The following is a 16,697-nucleotide window of genomic DNA, read 5'->3' on the forward strand; positions in this document are numbered from 1 at the left end:
GGCGCACCCCGCACCGACGACGTCGTCGTCGAAGAGGAGAAGGTCGCCCGCATCGCCTACGACCTCGGCGCCCACATCATCAAGATCGCCTTCCCCGGCGAGGAACGCACCGCCCGCCTCGTCGACGAACTCCGCGTCCCCCTCGTCATCGCCGGCGGACCCCTCGCCGGCGACGTCAACGACACCGTCGACGCCATCGGGCAGACCCTGCGCGCCGGCGCCCGCGGAATCATCGTCGGCCGCAACATCTGGCAACGCGAACGCAGCGAAGGCGAACGCGTACTGAAGGAGATCGGCACCCTGACCCGGAAGGTGAGTTTCCCCGCCTGAGCGGGTACTCCAACGGCAGACGACGAGGACAGTACAGATGACACGAGACCGCAGCGGGCGCTCACCGGTGGTGTGCGGAGTCGATATCGGGAGCACGAACACGAAGGTCGTGGCGCTCACACCTCAGGGGGCGGTCGTCGCCAGGCGGCGGCGCACCACTCCCCGGGGTGCGGTCGACCTGTCCGTCGACGCACAGCATCTGCTGTTCGCGATCGAGGAGATGATTCTCGACATCTGCTCGGACACGTACCGGGTGCACGCGGTGAGCGTGGCCGGGGTCGGCGAGGACGGTGTGCTCGTCGACGACGCCCTGACCCCGCTCACCCCGGCACTGGCCTGGTTCGACACCCGGCGCGCCGACGTGTTCGCCGACCTGGCCCCGCGGCTCCGGCCGGACGCGGCACTCTGCACCGCCGACGACGCCGCACGCACCCTCGTCGGATGGCGTTGGGCAACAGACCAACCCGGCGCCTCGCAGGCCCGGTCGTGGGTCGCGCTCACCGACTACCCGTCGAGCGTGTGGACCGGAACCCCGTTCTTCAGCGACACCCTCGCCGCCCGCACCGCCGCGTGGGACGGTCACAGCCGGCGGTGGATCGACGACCGGGTGGCCGCCGGCATCGGCACGGCCGCCCTACTGCCGCCGGTGCGCCGGGCCGGTGACGTCATCGGCGGGTTCCTCTCCGACCGCCTCGTCACCGCGGGTGTCATCGCCCCCGACGCCGTCGTCGTCGCCGGCGGCCACGATCATCCGATCGGCGGCTGGGGAGTGCATGCGATGGATCCCGGCGCCGTCCTCGACTCGATGGGCACCGCCGAGGTCGTCGTCGCCCAGGCTCCCGAGGCAGGCATACCCCGCAGCGACGACCTCGATGTCGCACCCGGAATCCTGTCCTCCGGAACCACTGTGCTGTCCGTGGAGGAACTCGCCCGCAACGTCGAATGGGCCTCCCAGGACGCCGCCGTCGGTGCCCGCCTGCAGGAGATGATCTCCGGCGACACCCCACCCGACGACTACCTGCACGCGCCGGTGTTCGTCCCCGGCAGCCGAGGYGGCGCGCTGCCCCGTTACACCCCCGACGCCCCCACGTCACCGCTCTCGCGTGCCTCCGCGGTTCTCGGCGCCCTCGCGCGGATCGGTGCCCGCGCGCAGGACACAGTCGCGGTGTGCCTACCCGGGCAGCCTGCCGTCTACGCTGCCGGCGGTTGGTCCCGATCCCCCGGATGGGTCGAGACCAAGAGGGCGGTCACCGGCCGCGACCTCACCGTGATCCCCGAACCCCAGGTCACCGCGACCGCGGCAGCACTGCTCGCGGCGACCGCCATCGGGTGGGATACCGATCCCGCCACCGCGATGGGCATGACGGCGCACCTCGACGATGTCGGCGCACACGCGTAGGCGTCGACGAAGTCCCGCTCCGTGTCTCAGTCGCGGTGCGCCGACAGCAGCCACGCAGGCAGCATGGCCCGGCCCTTGTCGTCGCGCTGCCAATTCGCGGCCTCCTCCGGCCCGAGCAGCGCGTGAATGAAGGCCGGGCGGAGGTCGTCGATGATCCAGTATTCGGCGACAGCCTCCCGCAGTTCGTCGTCGGTCACCGGGTTCGGTCCCTGCCCCTCGGGGAAGGCGCCCTTCGCGAACACCAAGATGTAATAGGACGCGCCGGGTGCGGCCGCCCGGGCCACAGCCTGCAGGTAGTCGCGCCGCCGGTCCACGGGCAGCGAATGGAAGAGGGTGCTGTCCACGATCGTGGCGAATCGGCCGTCGAAACCCGTGAACGAGCTGATGTCCGCCACCTGGTACGTGGCCGTCGTCAGGCCACGATCGGCCGCTGCCGCCTGGGCTGCCGCGATGGCTGTCGGCGACAGGTCCAGACCGACAACTGTGTACCCCTGCGCCGCCAGCTGCAGGGACGTTTCAGCGTGTCCGCACCCCGCGTCCAGTACGTCGCTGCGGAATTTGCCTTCCGCGATCAGCGCGGCGATCTCGGGCTGCGGCTCACCGATGTTCCACGGCACCGGCCCCGAAAATTCCTTCGCATCGCCTCGGTAGATGTCGTCCCACGGCGCAACCTGGTTGTCCTCGGTCATGACCTCGACCGTACGCCCGCGGCGCCTGTCGCCACCACGCATCCGCACGCCGTTCCATCCGGTGTAACGATCCGGGCACTTCCGGACACTGTGCCAATAGCCGCAGACGCTGGGTCGGCGGGACTCAGGAGGCACTCCCGTGAAGGAATCGAAACGAACGATGGACTGTCAGGAACTCGTCGAACTCGTCACCGTCTACCTCGAGGATGCGTTCGCCGCGCAGACCAAGGCCAGGTTCGAGACGCACGTGAGCGAATGCGGCGGCTGCGCCCACTACGTCGACCAGATGAAACAGACGGTGCACACCCTCGGCGAACTGTCGATCGAAGAACTCGATCCGGCACTGCGGGACCRCATCCTCACCGACTTCCGGCGACAATGCTGAGACCTCACGGGAAACCGTTTCGTGACAGACGAATTCACCGATTCCGGGATGCGTCCTCTCGGCGGCTCACGACGGACGGCGGCATGCCGAACTCGTGACTGAACGCGTACGAGAACATGCGAGGCGCACCCGAGGGTCGTCGCGACCCGGGTTACCGATTGCGAGCGCAGCATCGGGATGGCGGCCAGCAACCGAGCCCGCAGCCGCCACGCCGCCGGACTGATACCCGTCTCACGGACGAATCTTCGCGTGAAGGCTCGTTACGCTCGGCCGGCGGTGACACCGCCGAACTGTTCGAAAATCGATGGCGCCACCGACGTCGACCTGTAGGACGTAGACCAGTAGTCTCCCAGGCAGCCGACAAGCTCACCGAGAACATGGCAGGATAGCCGGCTCCACTGCGCGTCTGACGTGACCACACTGATCGCGATCGCCGAGCCGTCCTCAGATCGTGGTGTACCCACCGTCGATCACGAATTCCTGACCGGTGATATACGACGACTCGTCACTCGCGAGGAAAAGCACGAGTTCGGCGACCTCCTCCGGCCGACCGACCCGCCCCAACGGCACCGCCGCGAGAAGCTGCGGCAGCACCTCCTCGTCCGAGACCAGGTAGTCACTCTGCGGTGTATGAATGATCCCGGGGTGCACCGAGTTCACCCGGATGTTGCGCTTGGCCAGATCAGCTGCGGCACTCTTGGTCAGCAACCGGTTCGCTCCCTTGGACGCCGAGTAACCTGGGTGAAGATTCGGCCACACGATCATGCCGGCGATCGACGACATGTTGACGATCGATCCTCCGCGCTGGGCCTCGAGGTTCGGCAGAACGGTTTGAATCCCGTAGAACTGACCGTAGACGTTCAGGTCCATCAGGCGCTTGAAGTCATCGATCGTCGCTTCCTCCCAGGTTTTGGGAGTCCCCGGGAGGCCCGCGTTGTTCACCAGGATGTTCAGCTTGCCGAACGTGTCGATTGTCGTCTCGACGACGGCGTTCCAGTGTTCGGGTTTCGTGACATCCAGTTCGATTCCGATCGCCGAGCCGCCCTGATCGGTGATCCTGGTCGCGACCTCCACTGCGAGGTCCTTGCGAATATCCGTGACGACGACGCTGGCCCCCTCCCGCGCGAATACGTGCGCGTCGGCCGCGCCCATGCCCGACGCCGCGCCGGTGATCAGTGCGACCTTGTCTTTCAACCTGTCCACGATGAAATCTCCTTATAGTTCGATTGCCACAGAGGAACATCCATGGCCAAAGGCTCGATGCGATTGCGTGCTGAAACGCCGGCTGGGTGGGGAATTGCGGGATCAGGCTAGACGGAGGTCGGCACGACGACGAGCGCCCACACGACGAGCGGTGCGAACAGCACGATGATGCCGCAGTAGGCCAGCATCTTTCGCTGGAACCGCACTTTGTCCTCGACTTCCGCATTCGCCAGAATCATGACTCCGTGCAGTGAGAAGGGACTCACGTCGACCACAGTCGCCGAGAAGACGATCGCGGCAACGAATCCCAGAACGCCCACCTCGCCACCGAGGAGCAACGGCATCGCGAGCGGCAAGGCGATACCGATCGTGGCCGTAGACGACGCGAACGCCGACAGGATGCCGACCGCGTAGCAGAGGATCAGTGCGGTGAACAGCGGCGCCAGGGCCGCGGAGGCCGTGTTGCCCAGGAAGTCCAAGGTTCCGTTCTTGGTCAGGACGGCCATGTAGGTGAGCATTCCGCAGACCAGAACCACCGCCGGCCAGGCCACATTGTCCACTATTTTCGGGTGCGACTTGGGTGCCATGAGGAGCAACGCGGCACTCACACAGAGTGAACTGACCCCGATGTCGATACCGAACCCGACCGAACCCACCGCCAGGAAGAGTATGCCGCCCAGGGTTGCACACTGGTAGCGGTTCAGCCGAGGACGAGCAGGGGGCGCCTCCGCGGCGGTGCCAGTCCTGCTGCGGTTCAACACCGCGGTCGATACGCCGGTGCCGTCGGATTCGGGGAACGGCAGGCTGCCCGCCCCGATCCCGCCGATCGGACCGTCCGATGCGCTGACGGCTTCGTCTCCTCGGTTGTCGCGTCGGACGAGATCACGGCCGTAGATCAGGAACAGCACAATCCCGATTGCCAGGTTCAGGACGAACGGCACCAGGAAGATGACGCCGGGATTCGTCGGCAGACCTGCCGACTGCATGATGCCGGTGACCAGTGCGCCATACAGATTGATCGGCGAGAATACGCAAGCCAGCCCCCCGTGAGTGATCATCATGCCCATCAGGAACGGGTTGATGCGGTTTCTCGCCGCAAGTGGCATCGCGATCGGGGCGAGCATTCCTACTGCCAGCACGGCCCCCATCGACATGAGTAGACCGGATAGTGCGAACAGCATCCACACGATGGCCCAGCGCCGGCCGCGGACGAGGTGCAGACATCTGTCCATGATGTAGTCGAGGGTGCCATTCGCCTTCGCGATGGCAAACAGGAGCGTGATGCCACCCACGATGAGGAAGGTCCCCGCGGGGAAGGCGTCGACGACCTCGTCGATCGGGATGTCGGAAACCCAGGCGCCGACGATGAATGCCGCGGCGAACGCGAGGATTCCCATATTGATCGGTGCGACGGTGGCGACCGTGAAGATCGCCGCCAGGACGAGAACGGAGATTGCGTAGATCATGCCCAGTCCTTCCAGGACCAAGTAAGTGAAGCTCGAACCCGCATCGCGGCAGCCGCGTTCTGCGGCAGGCCGATTCGGGACGAGGGTGAAGTGTGCGCAGCAGTGCACTACCCGGAAGTCAGCGCCTTCGCCAGCTCGACGCCGCCGTTGGCGTCGTTCCAGATCACCGCGGCCAGTTCGTCTCCAGTCGGAAAGTTGCCCTGAGATGCGAGGCCGTCGCCCTTGGCGATGATCTGATCCCTGGTCATGGGGTGTTGCGCCGTGCCGACGCTGTCGACCACCGTCGCCGACCGGGTGCTGCCGTCCACGAATCGCATCCGCACGCCGGTCGCGAAGTGCCGTGGGTAGTACTTCTCCTCCAGGGCGGGATCGACCTCGAACCGGACCTTTCCGGCGATAGCCAGGATTCGTTCGTCGTCGAGGAATTCCTCGCCGTAGGCGTCGTATCGGGTGGGCCCGTAGGCGAGCGTCGCGCCGACGATGTACGGGCAGCTGTACTGCGCCGTCATGGTGGACTCGGCCTTGGTCATGTGCTGATCGGCGATGAGCCGCGGCCCGGTGACCAGAATCTCCTCGATGTCGTCGATCGAGATACTGAAGTCGTCCGTCACTTCCCGCAGGGCGTCGATCGTCGAGTGGAACAACCGGCAGCACGAGTAGGGCTTGAAGCTGATCACGTGAATCTGCAGCTTGTCGTCCGGCGTGACGTCGCGCAGTGGTCCGCCGAAGCTGGCGGCGGCACCGTACGTTCCCTCGATCGACAGCTGCGGTGCCGTCACATCGGGCAGCATCGCGAAGTCTGCTGCGAGCACACCGTTGCGGGCACCCAGTCCGGCGTGCACGCGTTTGACCTCACCCCCGGTCGGCTCGACCGAGAACTGCATGGAGCCACTGGCCTGGGAGAGGGCGTGTCCCCAGGCGGTCACGAGGACTCCCGGATCGACGGGCTGCTGGCCCCGGTACGCCCGCAGACTCAGCACCGCCGCCGCGGCGCCGAACGAACCGAAGACGGAGGTGGGGTGGAAGCCGCGGTGGACCGTCTCCAACCCGCCCGAAGTGGTGCCGATCAGCGCCATCGCTTCGTAGCCGGCTGCGACGGCGCGGAACAACTCCGACTGCGACGCGTTCGTCTCCACAGCGACGGCAAGCGCTGCCGGAATGATCACACAACCGGGGTGGCTCGTCGTCACGTCGTGCGTGTCGTCGAGTTCGTAGCTGTGCCCCGCGGTGCCGTGGACCAGGGCGGCGATGGACGCTTCGGTGGTCCAGCCGCCGCCGAGCACGACGCTGTTCCCGGTGCCCGCAAACCTGCGCGACCAGTCGGTGATCTGCTTCGCCGCGGGACGGGTACTGCCCCACAGCGAGACGACAAAACTGTCGAGGAACAGCCGTCGGACCGCTTCGACGTCTTCAGCGGTCAACGGCGAGTTCGCCACGTGGGCGACATGTTCCGCCAGTCGCTTTGTGAGACCTGCAATTTCGGGCTCGTCCTTGCTCTTGTTCATACTCTCTCTCACTACTACGCCCCCGACATGAAGAATTGTCTAGCGCGGCATCGTCACTTGTAGCCGCCCTCGACCGTGCCGAGCCGCTCCCAGTCGTCCGGATCGTGCAACACCCAGATCTCGGCCTGCACGCTCGCGCTGATCTGCTTGATCCGCTGGATCGACTGCACGGTCTGGATCGCATTGACGTCCACCGGACACGGGCACTCCGATTCGAGTCCGGAGCGAAGGTGAACCGAGTCTCCGGTGATCAGGAACGACCGCGACGGAAGCTTGACCAGCAAGCTGACCTCGCCCGGGGTGTGCCCGGGGGTCTGGTAGATGACGAGGCTTCCGTCGCCGAACAGGTCGTAGTCCTCACGCAACGGATTCCACTTGAACGACCGGGTCAGCTCGAGATCCTGCGTCCGGTAGAAGCCGCGGTAGGGTGGGTCCGGCCAGAACGCGTAGCGCAGATCCACCTCCGACATGTAGAACTCGGCGTCCGGGAAGAGGTACATGCCTCCGGTGTGGTCGAAGTGGGAATGGGAGATGACGACATGAGTGATGTCGGAGAGCTCGAAACCGCACTTCTGGATCTGCAGTTCGAGGGTGTTCTCCGGCGGGCAGTCGAGGGCGAACACATCGACCAGGTCGCCGTACACCGACCGGGGGTCGTTCCACGCCTCCGGTGCCAGTCCCGTGTCGAACAGGACCAAGCCTCGATCGTGCTCGATGAGGAAGGTCGGAATCGGCACCGAGAGCGGCCCGTGGTGACCCATCGTGATCAAACCGCTGTCGAGGGTGATGGATGCTCCGGCCAAGGGCCAGAGTCGATTTGCCGTCATGGCAGAACCTTTCGGGTGTGCAGGACAAATGAGGGTGTGGCCCATGTCAGCCGAGGGTGTCGGCGACCTCGGCGGAGATGCCGTAGGACTTCAACTCGACGAAGGCGTCGAATCCTTCGAGGCCGGCCTCCCGGCCGATACCGCTGTGTTTGAATCCGCCGAACGGGGCGTGGAAGCCGGCGCCGTTCCCATTGATCTCGACGGTGCCGGTCTGGATCCGGCGGGCGACCGCGAGTGCGTGCTCGGGATCCGCGCCGTACACGGCGCCGCTGAGCCCGAATGCCGAGTCGTTCGCGACGGCGATCGCCTCGTCCTCGTCGTCGACGACGAGCACACCCACGACCGGACCGAAGATCTCCTCCTGCGCAATCTTCATATCGGGTGTGACGTTCGTGAACAGCGTCGGCTCGACGAACATGCCGCGCTCGAACTCGGCGGGTCGGCCGCCACCGACGACGACGGTTGCGCCTTCCTCCCGTCCCGCTGCGATGTACCCTTCGACGCGCTCGCGATGTTGCACGCTGACCAGGGGCCCGATCTCCGTCGACTGGTCGAAGGGATCGCCCACGCGAAGACCCTCGACCATTGCGGCCAACCGGTCGGTCAGGTCCTTCTCACGACGCCGCGACACGATGATCCGCGTCTTGTTCGTGCACGCCTGACCGTTGTACCGGAACGACTGCGTCCGGAGGGACTGCACCGCACCGTCGAGGTCGGCGTCGTCGAGGACGATCGCGGCGGACTTCCCGCCCAGTTCGAGTGTGTAGCGGCGGAGGTCGTTGCCGCACAGCGACGCGATGCGTCGGCCGGCGAGGGTCGAACCGGTGAACGACACCTTGTTCACACCGGGGTGGGTGACGAGGTATTCGCTCTCGGCCCTGTCGGCGGTGACGATGTTGACCACGCCGGCCGGGAAACCCGCGGCCTGAACCATTTCCGCGAGAAAGTAGGAACTCAGCGGAGCCTCGGGGGAAGGCTTCAGGATGACTGTGCAGCCCGCGAGCAGGGCGGGGACGAGCTTGAGCATCGCGACCGACAGCGGCGCGTTCCACGGCACAACGGCCGCGACCACGCCGATCGGCTCGCGGGTCACGAGCGCGTTGCCGGTGTTCGAGCGGCGCACGGTCCGCCACGCGTACTGCTCGACGAGCTCGAGGTTGGCATCGATCAACGCAATGGCGGCGCCGGATTGGGATGCGACCGTCTGCGTGATCGGACAGCCCATCTCTTCCGTGATCAATACCGCGATCGATTCGCGATTCTCGGTGATCGCTTTGCCGAATCGACGGACCACGTCCATCCGCTCCGACAGGCTCATGCGCGGCCACGGACCGCTGTCGAACGCCTCGCGCGCAGCACCTACCGCGCGGTCGACGTCCGCCCGCGAACCGGCGGGAATCCGGGCGAGTGCCTGTTCTGTGAACGGCGACACGACTCCGATGGTGTCATCGGTGGCGGGTTCGACCCATTCGCCTCCGATGAACAAGTTCGTGTACTTGCCCTGCCACACCATGATGAAACTCCTGCCGATTCTAGAAATGCAGATGAATGCTCTATTCGCCACGCAGCCTCGGGAATTCGCCTTCAGCCGCGGGATACTCGCGCACGGCGATGGGGTTCGACTCGAGTTCGACTCACAAACCCCGGCCCGATGTGACCTACGCCTCTACAACTATCGAACGGCTTATCACGACAGTCAATTGGCGATTCGGCAAGCACCCTTCGCGGGCTTCGAAGCATGCAGCTCAGAGCATCGCCACCCCGCTCACCGCGGCGGAATCTACTCTGCGGGCGTCTGCGGCACCTGCCTGATCAAGCACCCGAGAAAAGCCGCGACCGTCGGCGTCCCGAACATCCGCGTCGCGGTGCCGACGTTGATGCGTCGCACTGCCCAGCTCTCGTCGAGCGGCCGCACCAGCATCTCGGAGTCTGCTGCCTGGGTAGCCATTCGCTGCGGGACGACGGTGGCCCCCAGGCCGGCCCGGACCATACCGAGCGCCACCTCACCCGTGCGCACGACATGTCGGAAATCGTCGGTGTCAGCTCCGTGATCCTGGAAGATCGTCGCCGTCGTCTGTGTCGCGATCAGCCCCTCGGCGGCAAGTTCGCCGAACCTCACGGAACTCCGATCTGCGAGGCGGTGTTCTCGTGGCAGTACAGCGACGAGGGGCTCGCTGCCGAGGAGTTCCATCTCGGCAGCGGAACACTTCGGTTCGCCGACGCTGGCGAACACGCCGATATCACATTCCCCGGCTTCGATCTGGCGAATCACTTCGCTGTTGTCCACCTCGCGCAGCGACAGCTCGACGAACGGACGCTCGTTGATGAACCTTCTGACCGCAGGCGCGAGGAGATCGATGATCACCGAGTGTGCCGCGGCGACCACGAGCCGATCCTCCACCTGCGTGGTGAGGGTGGCCAACTCCGAGCGCAGATCGTCGAAGTCGGCGAGCATTCTCTGCGCGTATCGAGCCAGCACTGCACCCGCCTCGGTCGGCGCGACGCCCGTTCGTGCCCGATGCAGGAGGGGGAGACCGACCATGGCTTCGAGAGCCTGAATTCGCTTGGTGGCGGTCGACGGGGCGATATGTTCCCGCGCCGCAGCGAGCCCGATCTGACGTTCTTCCACGGCCGAAAGAAAGAGCCTCAGGCTGAAAAGATCGACCTGCCACTGCATGGTTGGAGCATACTACCGGCAGGTAACGCTGGACTTCGATCGCGCAATGGCGGCGCCGGACCGGGATCCGCCACCAGTTCACTCAGCACGAATTTGCGTCATCGGAGTCGTGCGGGCGGTCGAGCAGCTGGGTGACGAGTGCGCTCGCAGCCGGGCTCGAAGCCCGCCCACGAGCGGTGGCGAGGTGGATCCTGCGCGCCGCCCACGGCTCGGCGAATTCCATCACCGCGACGCGGCTCATCATCTCGTGACTGAGTAGGCATTCCGGCTGAACGGTGACGCCCATTCCCGCCTGGACGAGACTCATCGCGACCTCTCCGCTCCGCACGGAGTGCCTGGAATCGAATTGCTCTCCCAACCGATTCGCCGCGGCGCGAAACGCCGGCGCCATCGCGCGTGCCGCAATCAGCCTTTCGGGCAACAGATCCTGGAAGGTCACGACCGACTGCTCGGTGAGCGGGTGACCCAGCGGCACCACCGCGACCAGCCGATCACGACGGTAGGGCGTGACATCCACGCCGTCGAGATCGAGTTCGTGTGCGGCCGCGAATACCCCGAGGTCCGCTTCGCCGCGCGCGACCTGCTGAACGATCTCGGCGTTCTCGGTCTCCCGTACGGCCAGGTCGACGAGCGGGTATTCACGGCTGTACTCGCCCAGTTCCCGCGCCAGGAACGGCACGATGATCGATCGGGCCGACACGATCGTCAGGTCACCCTGCACTCCCTCGGTCAAAGACGCTATCTCGGAGCGCATCTCCTCGAGGTTTCCGAAGATCGTGCGGACGTGTCGTTCGAGGACTGCACCGGCGGGGCTGGGGACTACGCCCCTGGGCCCACGATCGAGAAGCTTGATTCCGGCGATGTCCTCCAGGGCCTGGATTCGCTTGGTTGCCGTGGACGCGGCGATGTTCTCCCGGATCGCGGCCAGACCGATCTGCCGTTCTTCGATCGCGGACAGAAACAGTCGCAACGTGAACAGATCGACCTGTCGAATCAGATGAAGCCTGTTGAACATAGCCATACCGCCCTCACGATCAGCGAAATACGGACTCGACCATGCCAATCACGCCCTGTCTCTCGCGACCGAGATCGTGAGAGACAAGTTTCGAAACAGGGTTGACGTGGCCCAGCTCACTCCCTAGTGTTCCCGATCATATCATCGTAGTTACGAATGGCGTGTTCATATATATGAATGACGCAACCGTCGTCCGAAGTGAGAGAAGAGGCTCGACCCGTGACACAGCCACAGGACTCGCTCCACAACGCCCCCAATCCGCCACGCCGGAAGCCGAAGAACGTCGGCCCCGCGGTAGTGGTCGGCACAGCCCTCGAACTGTTCGACTTCTACCTCTATGCATCGATGGCCGCCCTGGTGTTCGGCCCGCTCTTCTTTCCCTCGGAAGACTCCACGGTCAGCACCCTCGCCGCCTTCTCCACGTTCGCCGTCGGATTCCTGGCCCGCCCGCTCGGCGGAATCGTGTTCGGCATCCTCGGCGACAAGATCGGCCGCAAGGCCGTGCTGTCGTTCAATCTCCTACTGATGGGCCTGGCCAGCGGCTGCATCGGCCTAATCCCGTCGTACGAGACGATCGGGATTGCCGCACCCGTGCTGCTGGTTCTGTTCCGTATCGTCCAGGGCCTCGGTGCGGGCGCAGAGTTCGGCAGCGCCATCGCGATGTCCTACGAGCATGCCGACGCGAAGTCCCGCGGACGGCAGGGCGCATGGCCGGCCATGGGCGTAAGCGTCGGCCTGCTGGTGTCCTCCCTGGCCGTGGCCGCCGTGACGAGCCTCGACAAAGCCGACCTCTACAGCTGGGGCTGGCGGATCCCGTTCCTGGCCAGCTTCGTCCTCGTCGGGCTGGGCTACTGGATGCGCCGGAACCTGCCCGAGACCCCCGACTTCGAACGGGTAGCCGCCGAAGCTCAGACCCGCAAGAAGACACAACCATTCCGCGACCTGCTGAAGAATCACTGGCGTGGGCTGACCGTCGTCGCCGTGTCGACCATCGGCGTCAACGGCATCAGCTACATCTTCAAGACGTTCTCACTGTCGTATCTCTCCGAGTTCCGCGACGTCGCCGCCAACGTCGGCGCGTTCGGTATCAGCCTGGCCAGTGCCGTCGCGCTCGTGACCATCCCCCTCGCGGGGCGGCTCTGCGACAGCGCCGGGACACGCCGCATCATGCTTATCGGCGCCGGGTGTGTGGCAGGGCTGGCATTCCCCTTCTTCTGGCTCCTGAACACCGACCGACCGGTCTACATCTGGCTCGCACTCATCCTCACCGTCGGAATCGTCCAGCCCACGCTGCTCGCGGCTTCCGGGTCCTTCCTCGCCCGGCAGTTCCCACCCGAAGTCCGCGCCTCGGGCCTCGGCGCCGGACGGGAAGTCAGCGGCGCACTCGCCGGCGGCCTCGCTCCACTCGCGGCGCTGACCATGGTTTCACTGTCCCCGACCCACTCCACCTGGGGTGTCTCCCTGATCTTCGTCGTCGGCGCGATCCTCATCGCGGGTGCAGCACTCGGTGACCAGTACCGCACCATCAGCATCAGAAACCACACCCCTTCCGCCGAAAGCGCTCCCGCCGTTCGGTGATCCGGCTGGGGCACTGCCCGACGTGGCGGTGCCCCAGTCACCTGTAGGCTGATTCGATCGGTGATCGAGAAGAGGGAGAGCCACGTGCCGCCGGTTGCTGGTGAGGCGAAAGAGCATCGCACGGTCTCACGTGTCATGACGATCCTCGAGCTCGTCTCCCGGAGCACGGACGGGCTGTCACTCGCCCAGCTCGCCGCAGCGCTCGACGCCCCCCGATCGTCCGTGCACTACATCGTGAAGGGCCTGGTGGCCACCGGCTACCTGACCGAGAACGGCGCCTATACCCTTGGTCCCGCAGTGGGCACACTGCTGGCAGCGCACCAACCTCCGGTCGACCGCGTGGCCCGGGAAAGCCTGGAATCGTTGCACCGCCGCTTCGACGAGACGGTCACGCTGTGCATTCAGATCGGGGAATCCGTCGTGAACATCGACATCATCGAGTCGACGCAACCGATCCGCTTCTCGCCCGCACTCCACGTCCGGCGCCCGCTCTTCCCGTCCACCGCCGGCAAGTGCTTCCTGGCCTATGCAGATCAGCGGTTCCGCGACACCTACCTCGACACCCACATCGAGGAGACCGACAAGCGCCTACAGGCACGCGAGGAACTCGACCGCATCGCACGCGACGGAATCGGATACGCGAGCAAAGAAGTGACACCCGACCTCGGCGGCGTTGCGGTCCCGGTGTTCCACCGCGACAAACACGTTGCCGTCCTCACGGTCGCCGGGCCACGAGCCCGCATCGATATCCGACTCGAGGAGATCGCCGACGCCGCAATCAGCGAAGCCCGGCACATAGCCGAGCGCCTGACGGCGCAGTAATTGCGCCGGGGCCTCAGGTCGCGGCACTCGAATTCGTTTGCGGGGCAGCACCGTCCCCCTGGCCGAACCCACGGAGATCGACAGCGCGCCGGGCGTTTCCGACCGCCGAGACGGTGACCGAACCGACCACTCCCAGTCGGTCGAACACGAGCCCCGTGCCGACGGAGATGCCGTGTTGCTCGGCCCGATCGAGTGCGGCCAGTCCGAGTTCGAGGCCCTCCGGTAGACGTGCCAGTGCGAGAGTCACGTCAGCGTTGATGAACTCCAGTCCCGCACTGCCCAAATTGCTGATGACGTTGGCGGCGTCCGCAATGCTCGCGGCCATCTGGAAAGCAGTCGGTGGCTCGCCCTCGACCACCGGGATCGCGAATTGCCAGATCTGCTTGCGATCACCGTTCTGCGGTGCGTCCGCGGGCAGGGTCCAGCCCGCACCGTCGCTGCGGTACAACCGTTCGGCAGTCCCCGCCGCCCGCTTGCAGTCGTCAGGTGGCGGCTGCGGGCTGTTGCCCGAAGCCCACACGATGCCGTCCGGTGTCGTGGTGGGGCTCAGATACAGTGCGCTGGCCCGCGCGACCGCTTCCCCGTCCTGGCTCAGCACCGCGTCGACGAGGCACAGGCGGCGCCCTTCGCGAACTACGGTGGTCGATGTGACGGACGGTTTCATCCCCGCGGGACGGAAGAGGTCGAGGGTCCACCGAACCGGCTGAAGGTCCTGCCGCCCGAGTTCCTCCACAGTCTTCTCGGTGGCACGAGCAAGAGCCCCGCTGACGGCCATGCCGCGCATGTGTCCACTGCCCCAGCCACTTCCAGCGGGTGATTGGGGCACGTATTCCTCGGACTGAACATCGCGACCGGGCGCCAACCGAAAGAAGGCGGACGTCATCCTCGATTCTCCTCTTCTTCGTTTTCGAATCGAAACGATCTCATCGCATATTACGGACCGTGACAGTGTCACGAGGAAAGGGATCTACAGAAGCGCCGGCTCCCACTGTCGGCCGTCGATGACCAGTGGCTTCGACGCCGGAAGCCGATACCACGACGGACCTTCCGATGCGGCAGAGGCAATGACGACGCGGCGTGCTTCATGAGTCACGCGCTTCTCCCTACCGTGGCCGGTTCCGCACATAGAACTCTTTCGCAGATTATCCTCGGCGCGAAACCGCGTCAATTTCGTATTTTCGAATCATCTACTTCCCGGGAGCGAAGCGTCTTTTTTCCATTTTACGAACTGGCGATTTCTTCCAGAGAAACCGCAGTTCACAGTTGACGCCAAGTCATTTCACGGCGTACATGTTGCGTATGCCACAAACGGAATTGCGCGTTTTCGACAAGCTCTATATCGGTGGTGAATGGGTCGACCCCATCGACGGCGTCATCGCCGAGAGTATCGACCCCGCATCGGGTAAGCCGTGGGCGGCGGTTGCGATGGGGGGTGCGGGTGACATCGACCGCGCCGTCTCGGCAGCGGCCGAGGCGTTCGCGGGCCCGTGGCGCCGCACCCCCGGTCACGAGCGCGCAGCGTTACTGCGACGGTTCGCCCAGCTTTTCGAGGAAGCGATTCCCGAATTGGTGGAACTCGAGTCCCACGACACGGGCGCCCTGAAGTCCGACCTCCGCGGGAGTCTGGCTGCACAAGTGCAGTGGTACTACTGGTTCGCCTCGCTCGCCGACAAGACCCAAGGCCGCACGATACCGATGGACGACACGGTGCACGCCTTCACCACCATGGTGCCGATCGGTGTGGTGGGTGCAATCGTGCCCTGGAACGCGCCGTTGCTGACCACGTGCATGAAGATCGGGCCTGCCCTCGCTGCAGGTTGTACGGTCGTCCTCAAGCCTGCCGAACAGACTCCGGTGTCCGCACTCGTCCTGGCGCAACTCGCGGAGAAGACGGGGTTCCCACCGGGTGTCCTCAACGTCGTCCCCGGTTACGGGCGCACGGCCGGTGCGCGCCTGGTCGCTCACCCCGACGTCGGCAAGGTCTCGTTCACCGGCTCGACCGACACCGGCCGGCGGATGGTGGTCGACGGCACCGACAACCTCAAACGATTCACCTTCGAGCTGGGCGGCAAGGCCCCGCACATCGTCTTCGGCGACGCCGACGTCGATCAGGCGCTCAATGCGGCCACCGCCTCGGCGTGGCGGTTGTGCGGGCAGAGCTGCGCGCTCGGGTCGAGGGTGCTGGTAGAGCGATCGATATACGACCGCGCAGTAGACACCTTCCGCACCCGGGCCGCCCAGGTACGTGTCGGCATGCCGGCCGACGAGACCGCACGCATGGGACCCCAGGCGCACGAAGAGCAACTGAACAAAACCCTGTCGTACGTGAAGATCGGCCGGGACGACGGCGCCGAACTGGTCGCCGGAGGCGAACGGATCCTCACCGACGAACTGGCACCCGGTTACTTCGTTCAGCCGACCGTTTTCGCCAACGTCTCCAACGACATGCGGGTGGCGCGTGAAGAGATTTTCGGCCCAGTGGTGGCACTGATCCCGTTCGACGACGAAGAAGAGGCCATCGCCATCGCCAATGACACTGCGTACGGGCTGACCGCGGGACTGTGGACGGGCAATATCGGTCGCGCGCATCGGGTCTCGAACCAGATCGAAGCCGGATCGGTATGGGTCAACACCTACTCGTTCGTGCGGTGGTCACTTCCCTACGGCGGCTTCAAGGCCAGCGGTTGGGGCCGGGAGAACGGCATCGACGCCCTCACCCCGTACATGGAGACCCGTACGACGGTCATCGGCCTCACCGCGCAATTCCCAAACTATTTCGAGAACACGGAGGATTGATCACG

The 16,697-nt window shown here is 65.3% G+C and carries 14 protein-coding genes and 2 pseudogenes; 6 read left to right on the top strand and 10 right to left on the bottom strand.

The genetic code is table 11. The annotated features are described in order from the left end of the window. Positions 1–330 (top strand): annotated as a pseudogene (locus AC1DWT_RS10910) (hypothetical protein); the annotation flags it as partial. 37 nt (positions 331–367) lie between these two features. Further along, positions 368–1,729, top strand: a complete 1,362-nt coding sequence (locus AC1DWT_RS10915) for an FGGY-family carbohydrate kinase (RefSeq protein WP_477920575.1) — start codon at positions 368–370, stop codon at positions 1,727–1,729. Between the two features lie 26 nt (positions 1,730–1,755). On the opposite strand, the gene AC1DWT_RS10920 is transcribed toward AC1DWT_RS10915, so the two are convergent. Next, positions 1,756–2,418 (bottom strand): class I SAM-dependent methyltransferase, encoded by a 663-nt coding sequence (locus AC1DWT_RS10920; RefSeq protein ID WP_072944622.1) that lies wholly within the window; start codon positions 2,416–2,418, stop codon positions 1,756–1,758. Between the two features lie 139 nt (positions 2,419–2,557). Here AC1DWT_RS10920 and AC1DWT_RS10925 point away from each other — a divergent pair, with 139 nt between their 5' ends. Then, positions 2,558–2,803: an anti-sigma factor family protein gene (locus AC1DWT_RS10925; RefSeq protein WP_477920578.1), complete on the top strand. Its 246-nt coding sequence runs from the start codon at positions 2,558–2,560 to the stop codon at positions 2,801–2,803. Between the two features lie 34 nt (positions 2,804–2,837). Here AC1DWT_RS10925 and AC1DWT_RS10930 read toward each other — a convergent pair. The 8 genes and pseudogenes from AC1DWT_RS10930 to AC1DWT_RS10965 form a co-directional block, all read right to left on the bottom strand. Further along, positions 2,838–3,063, bottom strand: a pseudogene (locus AC1DWT_RS10930) (helix-turn-helix domain-containing protein); the annotation flags it as partial. 184 nt (positions 3,064–3,247) lie between these two features. Then, positions 3,248–4,006 (bottom strand): SDR family NAD(P)-dependent oxidoreductase, encoded by a 759-nt coding sequence (locus AC1DWT_RS10935; RefSeq protein ID WP_477920580.1) that lies wholly within the window; start codon positions 4,004–4,006, stop codon positions 3,248–3,250. A 107-nt stretch (positions 4,007–4,113) separates the two neighbouring features. Then, positions 4,114–5,472, bottom strand: coding sequence for an SLC13 family permease (locus AC1DWT_RS10940; RefSeq protein ID WP_477920582.1), 1,359 nt, complete (start codon positions 5,470–5,472; stop codon positions 4,114–4,116). Between the two features lie 107 nt (positions 5,473–5,579). Further along, on the bottom strand, positions 5,580–6,977 hold the full coding sequence (locus AC1DWT_RS10945; protein WP_477920584.1) for an MmgE/PrpD family protein: 1,398 nt from the start codon (positions 6,975–6,977) through the stop codon (positions 5,580–5,582). Positions 6,978–7,030: 53 nt separating this feature from the next. Next, positions 7,031–7,804, bottom strand: coding sequence for an N-acyl homoserine lactonase family protein (locus AC1DWT_RS10950; RefSeq protein WP_477920586.1), 774 nt, complete (start codon positions 7,802–7,804; stop codon positions 7,031–7,033). Positions 7,805–7,850: 46 nt separating this feature from the next. Then, complete coding sequence (locus AC1DWT_RS10955; RefSeq protein WP_477920616.1) at positions 7,851–9,317, bottom strand: aldehyde dehydrogenase; 1,467 nt, start codon at positions 9,315–9,317, stop codon at positions 7,851–7,853. Positions 9,318–9,584: 267 nt separating this feature from the next. Then, positions 9,585–10,481, bottom strand: coding sequence for a LysR family transcriptional regulator (locus tag AC1DWT_RS10960; protein WP_477920588.1), 897 nt, complete (start codon positions 10,479–10,481; stop codon positions 9,585–9,587). 82 nt (positions 10,482–10,563) lie between these two features. Beyond that, on the bottom strand, positions 10,564–11,502 hold the full coding sequence (locus AC1DWT_RS10965) for a LysR family transcriptional regulator (protein ID WP_477920589.1): 939 nt from the start codon (positions 11,500–11,502) through the stop codon (positions 10,564–10,566). A gap of 213 nt (positions 11,503–11,715) precedes the next feature. Here AC1DWT_RS10965 and AC1DWT_RS10970 point away from each other — a divergent pair, with 213 nt between their 5' ends. Beyond that, positions 11,716–13,074, top strand: a complete 1,359-nt coding sequence (locus AC1DWT_RS10970; RefSeq protein ID WP_206013725.1) for an MFS transporter — start codon at positions 11,716–11,718, stop codon at positions 13,072–13,074. Positions 13,075–13,158: 84 nt separating this feature from the next. Continuing rightward, positions 13,159–13,896 carry an IclR family transcriptional regulator gene (locus AC1DWT_RS10975; RefSeq protein WP_206016042.1) on the top strand — a complete coding sequence of 246 codons (738 nt, stop codon included), beginning with the start codon at positions 13,159–13,161 and terminating at the stop codon, positions 13,894–13,896. A gap of 13 nt (positions 13,897–13,909) precedes the next feature. On the opposite strand, the gene AC1DWT_RS10980 is transcribed toward AC1DWT_RS10975, so the two are convergent. After that, a complete protein-coding gene (locus tag AC1DWT_RS10980; RefSeq protein WP_206013726.1) occupies positions 13,910–14,779 on the bottom strand; it encodes an acyl-CoA thioesterase domain-containing protein in 870 nt (289 codons plus the stop codon). Between the two features lie 416 nt (positions 14,780–15,195). Here AC1DWT_RS10980 and AC1DWT_RS10985 point away from each other — a divergent pair, with 416 nt between their 5' ends. After that, the gene (locus AC1DWT_RS10985; RefSeq protein ID WP_206013727.1) at positions 15,196–16,692 is read left to right on the top strand and encodes an aldehyde dehydrogenase; all 1,497 of its coding nucleotides are present in this window, start codon (positions 15,196–15,198) and stop codon (positions 16,690–16,692) included. The last annotated feature ends 5 nt before the right edge of the window (positions 16,693–16,697 follow it).

This window comes from Rhodococcus sp. P4_B6 (genome assembly GCF_056402215.1).

What these genes read in the sequence shown, in the direction of transcription:
- AC1DWT_RS10920 (WP_072944622.1), bottom strand. Translation starts at nt 2,418, where the DNA reads ATGACCGAGGACAACCAGGTTGCGCCGTGGGACGACATCTACCGAGGC.
- AC1DWT_RS10940 (WP_477920582.1), bottom strand. Translation starts at nt 5,472, where the DNA reads ATGATCTACGCAATCTCCGTTCTCGTCCTGGCGGCGATCTTCACGGTC.
- AC1DWT_RS10945 (WP_477920584.1), bottom strand. Translation starts at nt 6,977, where the DNA reads ATGAACAAGAGCAAGGACGAGCCCGAAATTGCAGGTCTCACAAAGCGA.
- AC1DWT_RS10950 (WP_477920586.1), bottom strand. Translation starts at nt 7,804, where the DNA reads ATGACGGCAAATCGACTCTGGCCCTTGGCCGGAGCATCCATCACCCTC.
- AC1DWT_RS10955 (WP_477920616.1), bottom strand. Translation starts at nt 9,317, where the DNA reads ATGGTGTGGCAGGGCAAGTACACGAACTTGTTCATCGGAGGCGAATGG.
- AC1DWT_RS10960 (WP_477920588.1), bottom strand. Translation starts at nt 10,481, where the DNA reads ATGCAGTGGCAGGTCGATCTTTTCAGCCTGAGGCTCTTTCTTTCGGCC.
- AC1DWT_RS10965 (WP_477920589.1), bottom strand. Translation starts at nt 11,502, where the DNA reads ATGGCTATGTTCAACAGGCTTCATCTGATTCGACAGGTCGATCTGTTC.
- AC1DWT_RS10980 (WP_206013726.1), bottom strand. Translation starts at nt 14,779, where the DNA reads ATGACGTCCGCCTTCTTTCGGTTGGCGCCCGGTCGCGATGTTCAGTCC.
- AC1DWT_RS10985 (WP_206013727.1), top strand. Translation starts at nt 15,196, where the DNA reads ATGCCACAAACGGAATTGCGCGTTTTCGACAAGCTCTATATCGGTGGT.